Consider the following 14,515-nt stretch of genomic DNA (forward strand, 5'->3'; position numbering starts at 1 on the left):
CTTCTATTTTTACAGTACGTTTAAGCTATGTCTAAAGTACGAGTGCACAAAAAGCGCATATTTCCTTTGATTCGGTATTCGTACTCTTTCATTCATAATTCGATGTGACGGGATGCGCTTAATCTTATTGAATAATCGAGTGTAGTACACATATGCGACATACACCCCGAACCTCGCATCTTTCGGTAATTTCTTTATTCCGGCAAGTCCGATCTTGAAATCCTCTTCGATCTCCTCCTCGATTTGCTTCTTTGTGTTGTCATCGAAATTTTCAATGTCGATGCCTGGGAAATACGATCGGCCGAGGTTGAGAAAGTCGGCATGGAGGTCTCTCAAAAAGTTGATCTTTTGAAAGGCTGCTCCAAGTCTCATGGCAAAAGGCCTGAGCTGTTTGTAGAGTTTGATGTTGTTTTCAGTGAAAATCTTCAAACACATCAACCCAACTACTTCAGCTGATCCCAAAATATACTTTTCGTATCCAGCTTGCGAATATTCGTGTTTGTGCAAATCCATTTCCATACTTTGCAGAAAGGTGTCTACCAACTCGCGATCGAAGTTGTAGTCGTGATAAACTTTCTGGAAACTGTTTAGGATTGGATTTAGCGAAATTCCTTCATCAATTGCCTTATGTGTATCGTCCCAAAACCGCTTGAGCAAATCTTCCTTGTCGTAGTCGTGGAATGTATCTACGATTTCGTCAGCAAAACGAACAAATCCGTAAACAGAATAAATGGGATCGCGAAACCGCGGATTCAAAAACCTGATCCCGATGGAAAAGGAAGTGCTGTAAGCCTTGGTGGTTTTTCGGCTACAAGCAATGGAGACATTGTCAAATATTTCTTTCATGTCAGTAATGTTGGTTCGTTCAGGCCACTTTGTGTTGTTGTTGTCTAATCGTTTTCAAGTGTTTTGCAACCGCTGTGGCTGCAACCTGACCTGAAATGAGCGATGGAGGTACTCCCGGCCCAGGAGTAGTTAGCTGACCGGTATAAAATATGTTACTGACGATTTTGTTTCTTAAGCTGGGTTTCAGAAAGGCCGTTTGGTTGAGTGTATTGGCCAATCCATAAGCGTTACCCCTAAAGGCGTTGTAATCTTCTACAAAGTCTTCATGAGCATAACTTCTTAAAAATACGGAGTGTTCACGAATATCGCAACCAGTTACGTTAGCAAGTCTCTGACATACGATATTGTAATATTTCTCTCGAATTTCTTGATTGTCTTTCAGTCCCGGAGCTACAGGGATTAAAATAAATACATTTTCCTTTCCTTCTGGAGCCACTGTAGGGTCTGTTTTGGAAGGAGCGCAAACGTAGAAAAGTGGCTTTTTGGGCCATTCTTTTGTGTCGTAAATTTCTTTTGAATGGATGGCGAAATCCTCATCAAAAAACAAGTTGTGATGCTCGATGCCATCTAGTTTTTTGTCGACTCCAACGTAGTAGAGCAGGCACGATGGTGCCATGGTTCTTTTACCCCAGTAGTCTTCCGAATAATTTCTGAACTGAGGTTCCAGGAGTTTCTGTTCTACGTGGTGGTAGTCAGCTCCGGCAACAACTGCGTCTGCGGCTCTAAACTCACCGTTTACAACAACACCTTTTGCTTTTTTGTCCTCAACAACAATCTTTTCTATCTCACTGTTGAGGTGGATTTTCACTCCCATTTCTTCTGCCAGTGAGGTCATTCCCTTCACCACTTCGTGCATTCCACCCATTGGATACCACGTGCCGAGCTTCATGTCAGCATAGTTCATAATGGAATAGAGAGCAGGGGTGTCTTCCGGTTTCGCACCCAAAAACAAAACTGGGAACTCCAGGAGCTTAAGCAGTTTTGGATGCGAGAAAAATTTGCGGATATAGCTACTGAATGACTTTAGTAAGTGAAGCCTCAAAGCTCCGGAAGCAATTTTCCAATTGAAAAATTCGAAGATCGACAAGGCGGGCTTGTAAACGATGTCCTTCATTCCCACTTCGTATTTGTAGCGGGCTTCTTCTAAAAAAAGGTCCAGGTTCTTGCTGCTTCCAGGCTCGAGCTTTTCAAACATCTTCTTTTGCTCATCGAGGCTGGCGGGTATTTCAAGGTGATCGTCTTTGCCGAAAATCACTTTATAAGAAGGATCGATTCTCTTGAGTTTATAATAGTCGGAAGGCTTCTTGCCGAATTTGGAAAAGTAATCTTCAAAAACATCGGGCATCCAGTACCAACTAGGTCCCATATCGAAGACAAAACCATCGGACTCGAACTTTCGGGCTCTTCCGCCAGTCTGCTCGTTTTTCTCGTAAAGATCTACGTCAAATCCCTTTTGGGCCAGGCTGGTGGCTGCTGCCAGTCCCGCAAATCCACTTCCAATTACAGCAATTCGATCTTTCATTTTTCAGTTGGCTTGGGGCAGAAAAAATATTTCTGCTGAAAAAACATAGAGTCAAAACAGGGTTTTTTGCAAAATTGTTCTGACTCTATGGAAAGATCGTGAAAAAAGAAGTTACCTGTAGCGGATACTTTGGCCTATTCTAAGAATCTTGTTGCTGGAGATGCCATTGAGTCGACAGAGTGTTCCTACCGATGTGCCGTATCTGCGGGCGATTGCACTCAATGTGTCACCGCTTCTGATGCGGTGATATTTTTTTGCTCTGGCCTCTTTTAGGTAAGCAAAGTGCTCTTGATTCAGCTTTAACACATCGTGTTTTAGGGCACCGGTTTGCCAATCGATTACATCTTCCGGATGAATCGGCTCACCTTTATATCGGCATTCAAAGTGGAGGTGGCTGCCGGTAGATCGACCGGTGTTTCCACCAAGTCCAATAACATCTCCCGATTGCACATAATCTCCCGATTTTACTTTTCGGGCGGAGAGGTGAGCGTACAATGTTTCTAATCCATTTTGATGACGCACTACAACCACATTTCCGTAAGAACGGCTGTATTTTGATATTCTCACCATTCCTTCAAAAGCTGATTTGACAGGGTCTCCTTTGTAGAGTTTAACATCAATCCCGTAGTGGTAGCGAGCACCTCGCTCTCCAAATGGAGATGTGATGCGGCCAAGCCACGGGGTAGAGTAGTCGCAAGAGTCGTATCGCAAAACCAGATCAACGGTGTCTTTCATTTTTGTTAGATCGTACTCATAACCGTGGATGGTCTTGGTGTCCCACATGCAGTAGTCATCATAAAACGGAATGGCCTGAAGCGAATCGTTGATGTCCCAGGCAGCTTCTGCAGCTTCGAAAGTGAGCTCAAGGTCAGCGGCTTTTTTTTCATCTACTTCATCGTAGCTTCCACCAGTTGATTCTTGCCCAAAACCAAGTCCAATGCTGGCACAACACAAAATGGTCAACAGCCCTTTGAAATATTTCAATGAGTTACTCATGCAGGTTTGAATTTTTTTTAGAAGGGTGAAATATCAGTTACAAACCTCTTTATACTGTCTTTATTGTGAAAAGTTTTGAACAAAGCTTTTTTCAGCTTTTACGCGTCCTGCAGGGTTTCAACGACTTATCACCTGAACAATGAGCGCTACAGGGAGTTTCCTATTTTTGAACCCCGATTTCCAGAAAAATGAAAAGTAGAAAATTAACAACAATTGTATCTCTGATAGTGGCCACAGTGGCGATTCTTGGCTTTGTGATGAAGCCTGCAGAGGTGGATGAAAATTCGATAGGAATCAAAATGAAAACACTTCACGACTTCAAAGCGCAAACACTCGATGGTGAAACATTCGACTTTTCTTCGCTTAAAGGCAAAAAAGTAATGATCGTAAACACAGCTTCAGAATGTGGGTTGACCCCTCAGTACGAAACGCTACAGGAGGTTTATGAAGAATACGGAGGAAAAGACTTCGAGATTATTGGATTTCCCGCCAATAATTTTGGAAACCAAGAGCCGGGCTCAGATGAAGAAATCAAAGGGTTCTGTCAGAAAAATTACGGAGTGACATTTCCGATGATGAGCAAAATTTCTGTCAAAGGCGATGATCAGCATCCAATTTATCAGTGGCTCACCAATAAAAGCGAAAATGGTGTTGGCGACTTTGAGGTGAAATGGAACTTCCACAAGTTTTTGATAGACGAAGATGGTAAACTCGTTCGTGATGTTCATCCTCAGACCTTGCCAGCAGAGCCGGAGATCATTGATTGGATAGAAGGGTAAAGAATTTAGAAAAACAAAATCGAATGAAGTTAGATGTATTGGCAATTGCTGCGCACCCCGATGACGTTGAAATATCTTGTGGTGGCACAGTTGCGAAATTGGTGAAGCAGGGAAAGAAGGTCGGTATTCTCGACCTGACCCGTGGAGAACTGGGGAGTAGAGGTTCAGCCGAACTGAGAGATGAAGAAGCGGCTCGCTCAAGTGAAATTCTTGGTCTTTCAGCTCGCGAAAACCTGGCATTGGCAGATGGTTTTTTTGAGTACAATCGCGATAATCAAATCGCAATTATCCGAATGGTGAGAAAGTATCAGCCTGAGATAGCATTGATTAACACCCCGAGCGACCGTCACCCTGACCACGGCAAAGCTTCAAAGTTGGTAAGTGACTCCCTTTTTCTTTCAGGTTTGCGTAAAATCGAAACTGAGCTTGACGGAAATCAGCAAGAGCATTGGCGTCCAAGGTCTGTTTACCACTACATTCAGGACCATTACCATGAGCCGGATTTTGTGGTGGATATTTCTGATACATGGGAAACTAAAATGGAGGCTATCAAAGCGTTTAAGTCACAGTTCTATGATCCCAACAGCTCAGAACCAGAAACACCTATTTCAGGAAAAGAATTTTTTGATTTTCTCAAATCGCGAGCACGCCAGTATGCCCGTCCTATCAAAACCGAATTTGCAGAAGGTTTTACTACTGAAAGAGCGCCTGGAGTGAATGATCTATTCGATCTGCTCTAAGGGTTTTCATCGCTTTGCTTCAAAAATTTACGGATAGTGTGTTTCACGAAAGTGAAGTCGGTGCGCTTAAGGAGGAAGTCACCTACGCTGGCTTTTTCCATCCGCGCAAACCACACCCACTGAAAGAGTGCCTGAATGGAAAAACCGACTGATGTGGCAGCTGCCAGTCCTACAAGTCCCATTTCTTCGCTCACACCCATTCCATCGATAGTTAGAAAGTAGCCTAGCGGAACCACAGTGAAAATTCCCACAACAGCGGTGATGGTGTTTACATGAGGTTTTCCTATTCCGGCAAAGTGGTGACTGAGAATCGCACGGATGGCCATTGCAATCATGGCAGGAAGTAGCCACCACAGAAGGTCGTTGAGAAAAGTGAACTCCTCGCCAAAAACAAACGTGTAAACCGAGTCGGGCAGGAGAACAATCACGAAGGAAGCAATGGTTGTCAAAACGACTGCAGCTTTAAAAAGTCTGATGGTCAGTAGTTTGTTTCTGAGTCGGTTGTCCGAATTGGCCACTTCGGCATACTGAACTGTAGCCATGCTGTTACCAATCACTTTTATTGTCTCGGAAAGTTGAATCGAAACGGAATAAAGCCCGAGGAAACCAGTTCCCAATAATGTTTCTGCAAAAATGTAGTTGGCACGCCTCACAAGAATTTGCAGCACATTCGATAGTTCGCTGAAGAAACCGAGGCTGGCAATTCTCTTTGAGGTCTCTTTGAATGACTGGAAATTCATTTCTTCTAAATGTCTGCTTATGAGTATCAATGAAAGCAACCAGGTAGAACCAAAAGAAATATAGAGAGCCCAAATGAATGCTTTCACTTTTTGAAAGTCGAGTAAGAAAAAGAAAACAAGCAGAGCCAGCAACACCAGAGCGATCTGCATTACCACGAGCCGGTTGAAAACTCCAATTCGTTTGTTCCCGACCATCACCTGAAAATGAAAAATGAACAGACTTTGCAACAAACCCAGGACGGCAAGATGGATTGCGAACTCATCTCGAAAATAAGTGGTGGTCATAAAAAACCAGTACATCCCAAAAGCGGTGAGGCTGGCCCAGATGTAGGCGGGAATGAATAGTTTACCTCCTTTTACTCTGGGGACGAGAAACACAATTGCGCCTCCTCCAAAAAAGTTGCTAACGGTCACCGTGATCAAAACTGCAAGGTTGATCAGCGCAATTTCTCCAATACCATCCGGGCCAAGCACACGAGTGTTCAATATCACCGTGAAGAAGGTGAGGAGTACCACCAAAATTTTCGAAAGAAGCGTGCCGGTAATGGATTTCAGCATTTCTCAGTGGTTCAAAATTCTGTTGTACAAGTTAAGAAAAGCGCTTCCTACAGCATCTTTAGAAAATCTGTTTTCAACGCTTAGCTTCACCTTTTCGGCTTCGAACTTTTCTGGATTCTCCAGAAACTTCTTGAGCGAATTTTCTAGAGCGGCCTGATCGTCCGGGTCAATCAAAAAGCCATTTGTCTCATTGACAAAGTTTTCTGGGCCGCCACTGCGCGTTGCAATCACCGGAACTCCCATAAGCAGGGCTTCAAGTGTCACCATCGAAAAAGTTTCGAACCTGCTGTTGACCACCAGTAGGTCGGCAGTTGAAATTTCGCGATGAACCTCTTCCTGAGGCAGCCTCCCCGGGAAGCTAACTCTATCGGTGATGTTGAGGTCTTTCGCCAGAGACGTAATTGTTTCACGGTCTACACCATCACCCACAATTGTCCAATGGAACTGATAGTGTTCTCTTATTGAGTTGATTGCTCTGAGAATGCCAGAAATATTCTTGTTCTTTTCGTGGAAGTCGGCTACAGTGAGAATGTGAATTCGATCGTTCTTCTTTTTTTCACGGGAAGGAACTTCAACAACGTTTGGAACGATTTCGATGTCTCTTCGAAATTTGTTTTGGATCATTGCCTTCTTCAGCTGCCCGGACACAACTGTCAGCGCTGATGCTTTCTTGGCCAGCTTTCGATAAGCAATTTTTCGCAGCGGGTTGAGCTTTTGAAAATTGCCGTTCACGTAACCAGTCCAGTGCTCGGTAACTACGAAAGGTAGCTGAGGATAGAGCTGCTGGGCCAACCAGGCCGTTCGCGCAAGCATGTGACAGTGGATTAGATCAACATTAGGCAATTCTTCATCCATTCGTTTCCTGGCTTTTCGCGCAGCGGAAAACATTCTTTTCAGTTTGAATAGCGGATGGTTTGTTTGTGGCCAATGAGCCCTAACAGTCGTAAGATCACCTTCCTTTTGAAAGTCAACCTCATCTGTTTTGGCGTTGGAAGATGTTACATGAAGCACCGTTACGCGTGCGAACTGTGCAACAGCCTCAGCATGTCTTTTTACGAAAATCGCAAGTTGAGGATCCTCTTGCGAAGGATACCACTTTGTGATGAAAAGGATGTGCAAACGACCCTGCGGCATGTCACAAAGAAACGCATTTTAGAGATGTGGAGAAGGCCCACCAAAATTTCACAATTTTCGATTGCGAATTTTGTTGCAGAGATGCAGATTAATTATTTAAATTCGCAGTCCGTTTCGAAATCAGGTATGGCTTTTACATAAAGCTTCTGAATAAGATTAAATGGTGGCTGTAGCTCAGCTGGTTAGAGCATCGGTTTGTGGTGCCGAGGGTCGTGGGTTCGAACCCCATCAGCCACCCAGAGAGCCTCTTCGGATTTCCGAAGGGGCTTTTTTTGTGGCCGGCTTTTATCAAATTCAATAGAAATTTGAAATCTTCGTTTATAGACTTAAAGTTCCGCGCCATGAAGTCTAAACATCTGCTGCTCGTTTCCTTATTTCTTTCATTATCCTGGCTCTCAGTAAAGTCGCAAAATGATTTCTATTCGAGCTTTGCTGATTCGACTCTAACTCTTGAGAATGAGGATATTCTTTACGACCCCAGCTATTTTTCTCTCGATTATCCCAACGGTGATGTTCCTGCGGGAAAAGGCGTTTGCACCGATGTTGTGATAAGAGCTTATCGGCTTTTCGGGATAGATCTTCAGTTATTGGTTCATGAGGACATGAAGTCAAATTTTAGTGTTTACCCGCAGATCTGGGGAATGAACTCAACTGATAGAAATATAGATCATCGAAGAGTTCCTAATCTGATGACTTTTTTCGAAAGGAATGGAGTGAAGCTAGAGATTACGAACGACCCGAAAGATTACAATCCAGGAGAGATTGTGTGTTGGAGGTTAGAAGGTGGAATGACCCACATAGGAATTATTGTGAATCGAAAATCGAATGACGGCCAGCGACATTTGATTCTACACAACATCGGAGGTGGACAGGTAGTCGAGGATTGCCTCTTCAGATTTGAAATAATAGGTCACTACAGGTTTAAAGGCTGACTCACTTCAACTCCGAAGCAATGCCATTCACATAGTGCTCTATAGCTTTGATCGCGGGAGCCTGACCACAACCGGGGAAACCGTCAATGTCCGAATAACTCACCTTCTCGTTGTACTGTTCAAGCATTGGGCCGGCAATTGGCATGTAGCTCCAGTGCCATTTCTCTTCATTGTAACCGGTTCGCCCGTTTTCCTTCGAAGTGTACGTCTGTTGGTATCCAAACTTAGGGGCGTTTTCCAATAGCCAATTGTAAAGCTCTTTTCCAGAGCCATCCTCGAAATATTTGTTGTTGAGATTGTTGAGGTCAATATCGGTCCCCCAGTGATGGCGTGAGGTTCCGGGCATGCTGCTATAGGTCAAAATTTCTTCAACCTTTTCGAGGTCTGATTTTCCAGACATTGCCAGTCGATTCCATTTTCTTGTCCAGATTCCTTCCTGATAGCTAAAGTTTCTCGTTGCGCTGATAATGTCTAAATCGAAGCCGGCCTCGGCTGCAGCCAAATGCATTTTTCCGAACGATATCAGAGCAGCTCTTCTGAGGTAGATGTTTGATTTTTTGGTGTACTCGGACGGTATTTTTTCAAATTCGGGGTGAGCTGATGGGGTGAACTTACCGATGAGCTCAGACTTGGGATACTCCACAGAGTTCTGCTCAAGGGTAAATCCGAAAAATAAAGCAACTAAAATGAAAAGGCCGATTTTTGTCATAGGTTAAAAATAGTGATGAATTTGATGTTATCGATAGAAATTGAATAACGGAAAATCTTTCAATAATTTGGCTGTCCCAAAAACTCGGTTCTAAACTCACTCCAATTCCCATGAAAAAGCTGATTTATCTTTTTATCGCTGTCGTAATTTTTACCTCGTGTGAAGAAGAACCGGCTTTTGAACTCGTAAACTTCGATCCTTTTTCCAACTACTCTTCGCAGTCAGATACACTTTCTCTACCGGTAAATAGCCGAAATGCTGTTGTCGAAGGAGTGGCCATTCCCTCAAGGGGTGCCGAGCCATTTGTGGCTCAGTTTACAATCAAAAGCCAGGAGCAGAAGCCTCAGCGACTTTACTACAAGCTTTACTATCAAAATGAATCTTACAAGCATGCCGAAAGCTCGGATGAAGATGGTGTCCACTACAATGAGATTTCTTCTCAGAACTTTTATGGGAGTTGGGTAGGAGCAGAAAGTGGTTTTCACAAGGTTGAAAGTAAACCAGATGAAGAAGGCAAGGTGACCATTTCCGACACGCTCCGAATTTTAGGAAACCCGAGAAATGAGGAGAAATATTTTGGGGCTGCGATGAAGAACAGGTTTATCTCTGAAGAAGAGTTGAACGCTGTAATCGAGAATATTCGGTCCAACGAAGAATGGCTCAAGGCAGTGAATGAGAAAGCGGTGAATAATCAGGTTCCGTTAGAGAAGCAGTTGGAAATGGACGCCCACTGGGTGATAAAAGATGCGAGCAAAAAGGGCAATGTGAACAACCGCTGGAAACGCAACCCGAGAATGGGTAATTATGAATTTATGCTCGTCATAATGGATGAAACGGCCTATCGCGAGTTGCCTTACTTTATAAAAGACTTAAATCTGAAGGATACGACTAAAGGAGTTTTCATAAATCCATTCTACTACTTCAACAGCACAGCCGCTAAGGGTAAAAATATTGGTGTTTACAACTCCCGAAAGGTTCTAAAAACAATGACCAGGTTGAGTGCTTCTGATGGATTGTTTGTCGACAGAATGCGTTTTGATCCTTCGAAAGTTTCTGAAGAGCAGGCTGCAGGAATGTGCGGTTACAGCGATGAACTTTTCAGAAATGCTCAGTTCGAGGAGTTTTTACCAGCTATAAATTATAACTATCAACTCGATAACCTGCCGATTGCTGCTGATGTCACTGGTGGGTACACGCAGGAAGACTATCACAAGAACGTTGAAAAATACGGAGGAAAGAGGATTCAAGAGTATGTGACAACTGCAGACGAAGTCTGCGAATCCGCTTTTTACGATCCGACTACGGATGCCATTGCAATTCGCAATATTGGCTATCAGCGCGATACTGTTTATCAGAAGATGAATGCCGGAATTAATGGACGAATTGGATTTACCTACGGCAAGTTCAGAGCAAAAATCAAGTTTCCGGAAACCATGAGTGAGGATGATGTTTGGAACGGTCTCACTTGTGCTTTCTGGCTCAAATTTCAGGAACAGGCGGAGTGGAACCACCGCACTGGTTGTTCTAGTGGATTCTTGCCCAAGACCGATGAGGACGGCACCACACCAAGAACCCAAACCAACTACTACAGTGAGATCGACATCGAAATTGTGAAATCTTCTAAACACTGGCCGCAGTCGTCCTACGGTGGGGTGGAGGACTACCCGAAAGACGATGCTTTAAACGACAACCTGATTGTAGCCTGCACAAATTGGGACCTGGCTTGTGCGGATGTCGAGAATTTTGTGGTCGGGGTGGAAAAGATCGAAGCTTTCGACAAGGAGTTCATGGCACATCGCTGGGCTGAAAACTATAAAGCAATAACTGAAAAAACTGAGAATCCACACGATGAAACGGTTGGTGGAGTTTTCTACTATGAAATCGACTGGCAACCCGAAAGGATTGTTTGGCGAGTGGGGACCAGCGAAGATGATATGCGCGTGCTGGGCTACATGGACAGCTCAATGACCAGCATCCCCAACAACCAAATGGTTCCGGTAGTAACTCAGGAGTTTCACGATGCCAGCTGGTGGCCCACTGCTCCGTTCAGCCAAAATAATATTCCGTTTCCTTTCTCGGATATCGAAGGGTTGGTATATGAAATTACCGTTAATTAGACTGAAACAACCACGGCACAAGAAATATGATCTTTAAATTTATCTTCTGCTTAGTGACAAAAATGTCCTTGGATTATGAGGCAATTTTTATTGGTTCACCTGATCTGTCTGTCAAATGTATTGGTCGGACAATGTCAAATCGATGCTGATTCAGTCAAGGAAGACTTTCTCACTTTCGAACTCGGAGTCTCGGCTAGTAATTATCACGCGACAGGAATTCGCACCTATTTCGAGTACCAAAGAGAAGTTAAAGGTCCGTGGTATCTTGGGGTTGCTTATGAGCATTCACGGTTTTTTAATTCGAGCTTCTTTGCTCCTGAGTACTCAAAAACTCTCAGAAGTGACTACAGTGTACTCTGTTTGGAGACATACTACAACTTTCAAGGGGAGGTCATCTCTATGAATCTTGGACTCGGTCTAGGTGGCGTGCACATTGCATGGGGTGACGGAGGAGATAGTTTTGGATTAGCCGCGAGCGCAACTGTAGCTTTTCTCATTCACATTTCTCCAAAAGTGTCACTTCAATTATCTCCGTTCTTCATAGTTTTTCCTAATAGGTTTTATTACTCTCCTGTTCAAATAAAAGAGTTCAATAGCTTCTATGCCACTAATCTCATCCCGATAGGAATTAGGTTCAGGCTTTAGTGGCAAAAAAAAAGAGCCATCCGAAGTGGACAGCTCTTTTGTGAAATCTATTTTTTCCGGACCTAGTGCAGTCCTTTTTCTGCCAAATATCTCTCGGCATCCAAAGCTGCCATGCATCCTGTTCCTGCTGCAGTGACCGCCTGGCGGTAGACTTTGTCAGCCGCATCTCCTGAAACAAAAACACCTTCAACATCAGTTTTGGCCGAATCCGGCTTCTTGATGATGTATCCCTGATTATCCGTTTTCAGCCATTTTTTGAATGGATCTGTGTTTGGCTTGTGGCCAATGGCAACGAAGAATCCGGTTACGTTCAAAGTCTTTTCTTCTTTCGTCTGGTTGTTGATCACGCGAACCCCTTCAACGGCATTTTCACCAAGCACTTCAAGCGCTTCGTGGTGATACATGATCTCGATGTTTTCCATTTCTTCCACGCGCTTTTGCATGGCTGCAGAGGCACGGAACTCGTCTCTTCTTACGAGCATGTAAACCTTCTTACAAAGCTTACCGAGATATGAGGCTTCTTCACAAGCAGTGTCTCCACCACCCACGATTGCCACTTCCTGACCTTTGTAGAAGAATCCATCGCAAACTGCGCAAGCAGAAACACCTCCACCCATGTCGCGAAGTCTGATTTCAGATTCCAGTCCGAGCCATTTTGCTGAAGCTCCTGTTGAAATAATTACAGAATCAGCAGTAATGGTCTTCTTGCCATCGTCAATTACCACCTTGTGCTTTGGTCCTGTGAAATCCACTTCGGTAACCCAACCTGACCGAATGTCCGTTTCAAATCGCTCTGCTTGCTTTTGAAAGTCGATCATCATCTGTGGCCCGTTCACGCCTTCAGGGTATCCGGGGTAGTTGTCCACATCTGTAGTTTCTGTGAGCTGTCCTCCTGGTTGCAGTCCCTGGTAGAGCACTGGTTTGAGGTCTGCTCTGGCTGCATAAATAGCTGCGGTATATCCCGCTGGTCCCGATCCGATGATCAGGCACTTTACGTGTTCAATATCTTCACTCATATTTTTCCTTTTAAAAGAGAGGTTTTTGCATGTTCAAAAAGCGACCGCAAATTTATGAATTAATGCCGTTTTAATCGGTCACTTCGGTCACTAAGCAGTCTCGTTTTCGACTGTCTAAAACCAGTTAGGAATTCAACTGTTCATCGAATTCCAAAAACTTGTCCCAAAGTGGATCTTTTGGAGGCGGGGCAATAATGGTTTTCAGTTCTTTTCGAACTGGATGCACGAATTCGATTTTGCGGGCGTGGAGGTGAATCGATGCGTTTTTGTTGGTGCGTCCTGCTCCGTATTTCACATCGCCTTTTATTGGGCTCCCCAATTGTGCGAGCGTTGCCCGAATCTGATGGTGACGACCGGTTTTGGGGTAGACTTCCACGAAGGTGTAGTTGTCTGCCTGGCCAATCACTTTGTATCGCAATTCTGATTCTTTACAACCATCGCAAGGTTCCGGGTGTGCGAATGACTTGTTCAGTTTTTGATTCTTAATGAGGTAGTTCACTACTCGTCCTTCCGCTTCGGGTGGCGGATTTTTCACCACTGCCCAGTAGGTCTTTTGCACCTCACGGTACTTAAACATGTTGGCGAGTCGGTTGAGTGCCTTTGTTGTTCTTGCGTACAAAATCACTCCACTTACTGGTCGGTCGAGACGGTGAACGGTTCCGATGAAAGCTTTCCCTGGCTTATTGTACTTCACCCGAATGTATTCTTTCACGGTGTCGCAAAGTACCGGATCACCGGAGATATCACTCTGGATGATATCGGAGTTGCGTTTGTTTACGGCTACAATGTGGTTGTCTTCAAAAAGCACTCGCAGATTGTCTACGTTGCTCAAGACGATAGGCTCTTTTGGTTGTTTTTTCCAGGCCATCTAATTGTGTTCTTTTTTGTTTTACAAAATTGATTTTGACCCTCAGGGGATCAGCAAAATGCTGTCAGTCTCATCAGACAGCTGTTTTTAATATTGTTCGTCTTCGTTGGGAAAATCGCCTTTGCGTATGTCGCCAACGTAATTTTCAATGGCTTTGTGCATTTGGTCGCCCATGTCGAGATATCGCCTCAAAAAGCGCGGGCTAAATTCCTGTGTGATTCCGAGCATGTCGTGAATCACCAGCACCTGTCCGTCCACATCTCCCCCGGCACCAATTCCAATGATTGGAATATTCACCGCTTTGGCTACTTTCTTCGCAAGCTTAGCCGGGATTTTCTCGAGGACGATTGAAAAGCAACCGGCTTCTTCGAGCACCTTCGCATCGGAGATGAGCCTTTCAGCTTCTTCCTCTTCGCGAGCGCGAACTACGTATGTTCCAAACTTGTAGATCGATTGAGGAGTGAGCCCCAGGTGACCCATAACTGGAATTCCAGCAGAAAGAATTCTGCGAATCGATTCCTCAATTTCACTACCGCCTTCCATCTTCACTGCGTGAGCACCTGACTCTTTCATGATGCGAATGGCAGAGGTGAGGGCTTCCTTGCTGTTTCCCTGATAAGAACCGAAAGGTAGGTCGACAACGACAAGAGCACGATTGATTGCTCGAACAACAGCCGATGCGTGGTAAATCATTTGATCAAGCGTGATGGGAAGAGTCGTTTCGTGTCCCGCCATCACGTTGGAGGCAGAGTCGCCAACCAGGATCACGTCAATTCCGGCATCGTCTACAATTTTAGCCATAGAAAAATCGTAAGCCGTCAGCATCGCGATCTTTTCGCCATTGTTTTTCATTTCCTGAAGCACGTTGGTGGTCACGCGCTTCACCTTTTTATGTACGGACATATTTATTCGT

Annotated in this window: 14 protein-coding genes and 1 tRNA gene; 6 read left to right on the top strand and 9 right to left on the bottom strand. The window is 44.4% G+C overall.

Annotated elements, in window-relative coordinates:
• Positions 1-9 precede the first annotated feature (9 nt).
• From ABHV44_RS12635 to ABHV44_RS12645, 3 genes are all read right to left on the bottom strand, one after another.
• Positions 10-846, bottom strand: coding sequence for a phytoene/squalene synthase family protein (locus tag ABHV44_RS12635; protein ID WP_459075064.1), 837 nt, complete (start codon positions 844-846; stop codon positions 10-12).
• Between the two features lie 19 nt (positions 847-865).
• Positions 866-2,368, bottom strand: a complete 1,503-nt coding sequence (locus ABHV44_RS12640; protein WP_459075065.1) for a phytoene desaturase family protein — start codon at positions 2,366-2,368, stop codon at positions 866-868.
• 111 nt (positions 2,369-2,479) lie between these two features.
• Positions 2,480-3,364, bottom strand: a complete 885-nt coding sequence (locus tag ABHV44_RS12645) for a peptidoglycan DD-metalloendopeptidase family protein (protein WP_459075066.1) — start codon at positions 3,362-3,364, stop codon at positions 2,480-2,482.
• Between the two features lie 257 nt (positions 3,365-3,621).
• Here ABHV44_RS12645 and ABHV44_RS12650 point away from each other — a divergent pair, with 257 nt between their 5' ends.
• A complete protein-coding gene (locus ABHV44_RS12650) occupies positions 3,622-4,143 on the top strand; it encodes a glutathione peroxidase (RefSeq protein ID WP_459075116.1) in 522 nt (173 codons plus the stop codon).
• 23 nt (positions 4,144-4,166) lie between these two features.
• Positions 4,167-4,883, top strand: coding sequence for a bacillithiol biosynthesis deacetylase BshB1 (gene bshB1, locus ABHV44_RS12655; protein ID WP_459075067.1), 717 nt, complete (start codon positions 4,167-4,169; stop codon positions 4,881-4,883).
• On the opposite strand, the gene ABHV44_RS12660 is transcribed toward bshB1, so the two are convergent.
• On the bottom strand, positions 4,880-6,181 hold the full coding sequence (locus ABHV44_RS12660; protein WP_459075068.1) for a lipopolysaccharide biosynthesis protein: 1,302 nt from the start codon (positions 6,179-6,181) through the stop codon (positions 4,880-4,882). The genes bshB1 and ABHV44_RS12660 overlap by 4 nt on opposite strands.
• 3 nt (positions 6,182-6,184) lie before the next feature.
• On the bottom strand, positions 6,185-7,315 hold the full coding sequence (locus tag ABHV44_RS12665) for a glycosyltransferase (protein ID WP_459075069.1): 1,131 nt from the start codon (positions 7,313-7,315) through the stop codon (positions 6,185-6,187).
• A gap of 163 nt (positions 7,316-7,478) precedes the next feature.
• Here ABHV44_RS12665 and ABHV44_RS12670 point away from each other — a divergent pair.
• Together ABHV44_RS12670 and ABHV44_RS12675 are read left to right on the top strand one after the other, a co-directional pair.
• Positions 7,479-7,552, top strand: a tRNA-His gene (locus ABHV44_RS12670).
• 104 nt (positions 7,553-7,656) lie between these two features.
• Positions 7,657-8,247, top strand: coding sequence for a DUF1287 domain-containing protein (locus ABHV44_RS12675; RefSeq protein WP_459075070.1), 591 nt, complete (start codon positions 7,657-7,659; stop codon positions 8,245-8,247).
• A 1-nt stretch (position 8,248) separates the two neighbouring features.
• On the opposite strand, the gene ABHV44_RS12680 is transcribed toward ABHV44_RS12675, so the two are convergent.
• Positions 8,249-8,956, bottom strand: a complete 708-nt coding sequence (locus ABHV44_RS12680) for a M15 family metallopeptidase (protein ID WP_459075071.1) — start codon at positions 8,954-8,956, stop codon at positions 8,249-8,251.
• A 110-nt stretch (positions 8,957-9,066) separates the two neighbouring features.
• On the opposite strand from ABHV44_RS12680, the gene ABHV44_RS12685 reads away from it, so the two are divergent.
• Positions 9,067-11,073, top strand: a complete 2,007-nt coding sequence (locus ABHV44_RS12685) for a hypothetical protein (protein ID WP_459075072.1) — start codon at positions 9,067-9,069, stop codon at positions 11,071-11,073.
• Between the two features lie 75 nt (positions 11,074-11,148).
• Positions 11,149-11,718, top strand: coding sequence for a hypothetical protein (locus ABHV44_RS12690; protein WP_459075073.1), 570 nt, complete (start codon positions 11,149-11,151; stop codon positions 11,716-11,718).
• Positions 11,719-11,780: 62 nt separating this feature from the next.
• Here ABHV44_RS12690 and trxB read toward each other — a convergent pair whose 3' ends face one another.
• The 3 genes from trxB to panB all read right to left on the bottom strand — a co-directional run bounded on the left by trxB (position 11,781) and on the right by panB (position 14,505).
• Complete coding sequence (gene trxB, locus ABHV44_RS12695) at positions 11,781-12,734, bottom strand: thioredoxin-disulfide reductase (protein ID WP_459075074.1); 954 nt, start codon at positions 12,732-12,734, stop codon at positions 11,781-11,783.
• Positions 12,735-12,858: 124 nt separating this feature from the next.
• Positions 12,859-13,602, bottom strand: coding sequence for an RluA family pseudouridine synthase (locus tag ABHV44_RS12700; protein ID WP_459075075.1), 744 nt, complete (start codon positions 13,600-13,602; stop codon positions 12,859-12,861).
• Between the two features lie 87 nt (positions 13,603-13,689).
• The gene (gene panB / locus ABHV44_RS12705) at positions 13,690-14,505 is read right to left on the bottom strand and encodes a 3-methyl-2-oxobutanoate hydroxymethyltransferase (protein ID WP_459075076.1); all 816 of its coding nucleotides are present in this window, start codon (positions 14,503-14,505) and stop codon (positions 13,690-13,692) included.
• Positions 14,506-14,515 lie beyond the last annotated feature (10 nt).

The organism is Halocola ammonii, assembly GCF_049334165.1.
Lineage (GTDB): Bacteria > Bacteroidota > Bacteroidia > Flavobacteriales_D > Sanyastnellaceae > JBEGHD01.

Excerpts from the sequence above, each read along its gene's own strand:
- ABHV44_RS12635 (WP_459075064.1), bottom strand. The coding sequence starts at position 846 with ATGAAAGAAATATTTGACAATGTCTCCATTGCTTGTAGCCGAAAAACC.
- bshB1 (WP_459075067.1), top strand. The coding sequence starts at position 4,167 with ATGAAGTTAGATGTATTGGCAATTGCTGCGCACCCCGATGACGTTGAA.
- trxB (WP_459075074.1), bottom strand. The coding sequence starts at position 12,734 with ATGAGTGAAGATATTGAACACGTAAAGTGCCTGATCATCGGATCGGGA.
- ABHV44_RS12685 (WP_459075072.1), top strand. The coding sequence starts at position 9,067 with ATGAAAAAGCTGATTTATCTTTTTATCGCTGTCGTAATTTTTACCTCG.
- ABHV44_RS12680 (WP_459075071.1), bottom strand. The coding sequence starts at position 8,956 with ATGACAAAAATCGGCCTTTTCATTTTAGTTGCTTTATTTTTCGGATTT.
- ABHV44_RS12700 (WP_459075075.1), bottom strand. The coding sequence starts at position 13,602 with ATGGCCTGGAAAAAACAACCAAAAGAGCCTATCGTCTTGAGCAACGTA.
- ABHV44_RS12660 (WP_459075068.1), bottom strand. The coding sequence starts at position 6,181 with ATGCTGAAATCCATTACCGGCACGCTTCTTTCGAAAATTTTGGTGGTA.
- ABHV44_RS12650 (WP_459075116.1), top strand. The coding sequence starts at position 3,622 with ATGAAGCCTGCAGAGGTGGATGAAAATTCGATAGGAATCAAAATGAAA.
- ABHV44_RS12690 (WP_459075073.1), top strand. The coding sequence starts at position 11,149 with ATGAGGCAATTTTTATTGGTTCACCTGATCTGTCTGTCAAATGTATTG.
- ABHV44_RS12675 (WP_459075070.1), top strand. The coding sequence starts at position 7,657 with ATGAAGTCTAAACATCTGCTGCTCGTTTCCTTATTTCTTTCATTATCC.
- panB (WP_459075076.1), bottom strand. The coding sequence starts at position 14,505 with ATGTCCGTACATAAAAAGGTGAAGCGCGTGACCACCAACGTGCTTCAG.
- ABHV44_RS12645 (WP_459075066.1), bottom strand. The coding sequence starts at position 3,364 with ATGAGTAACTCATTGAAATATTTCAAAGGGCTGTTGACCATTTTGTGT.
- ABHV44_RS12640 (WP_459075065.1), bottom strand. The coding sequence starts at position 2,368 with ATGAAAGATCGAATTGCTGTAATTGGAAGTGGATTTGCGGGACTGGCA.
- ABHV44_RS12665 (WP_459075069.1), bottom strand. The coding sequence starts at position 7,315 with ATGCCGCAGGGTCGTTTGCACATCCTTTTCATCACAAAGTGGTATCCT.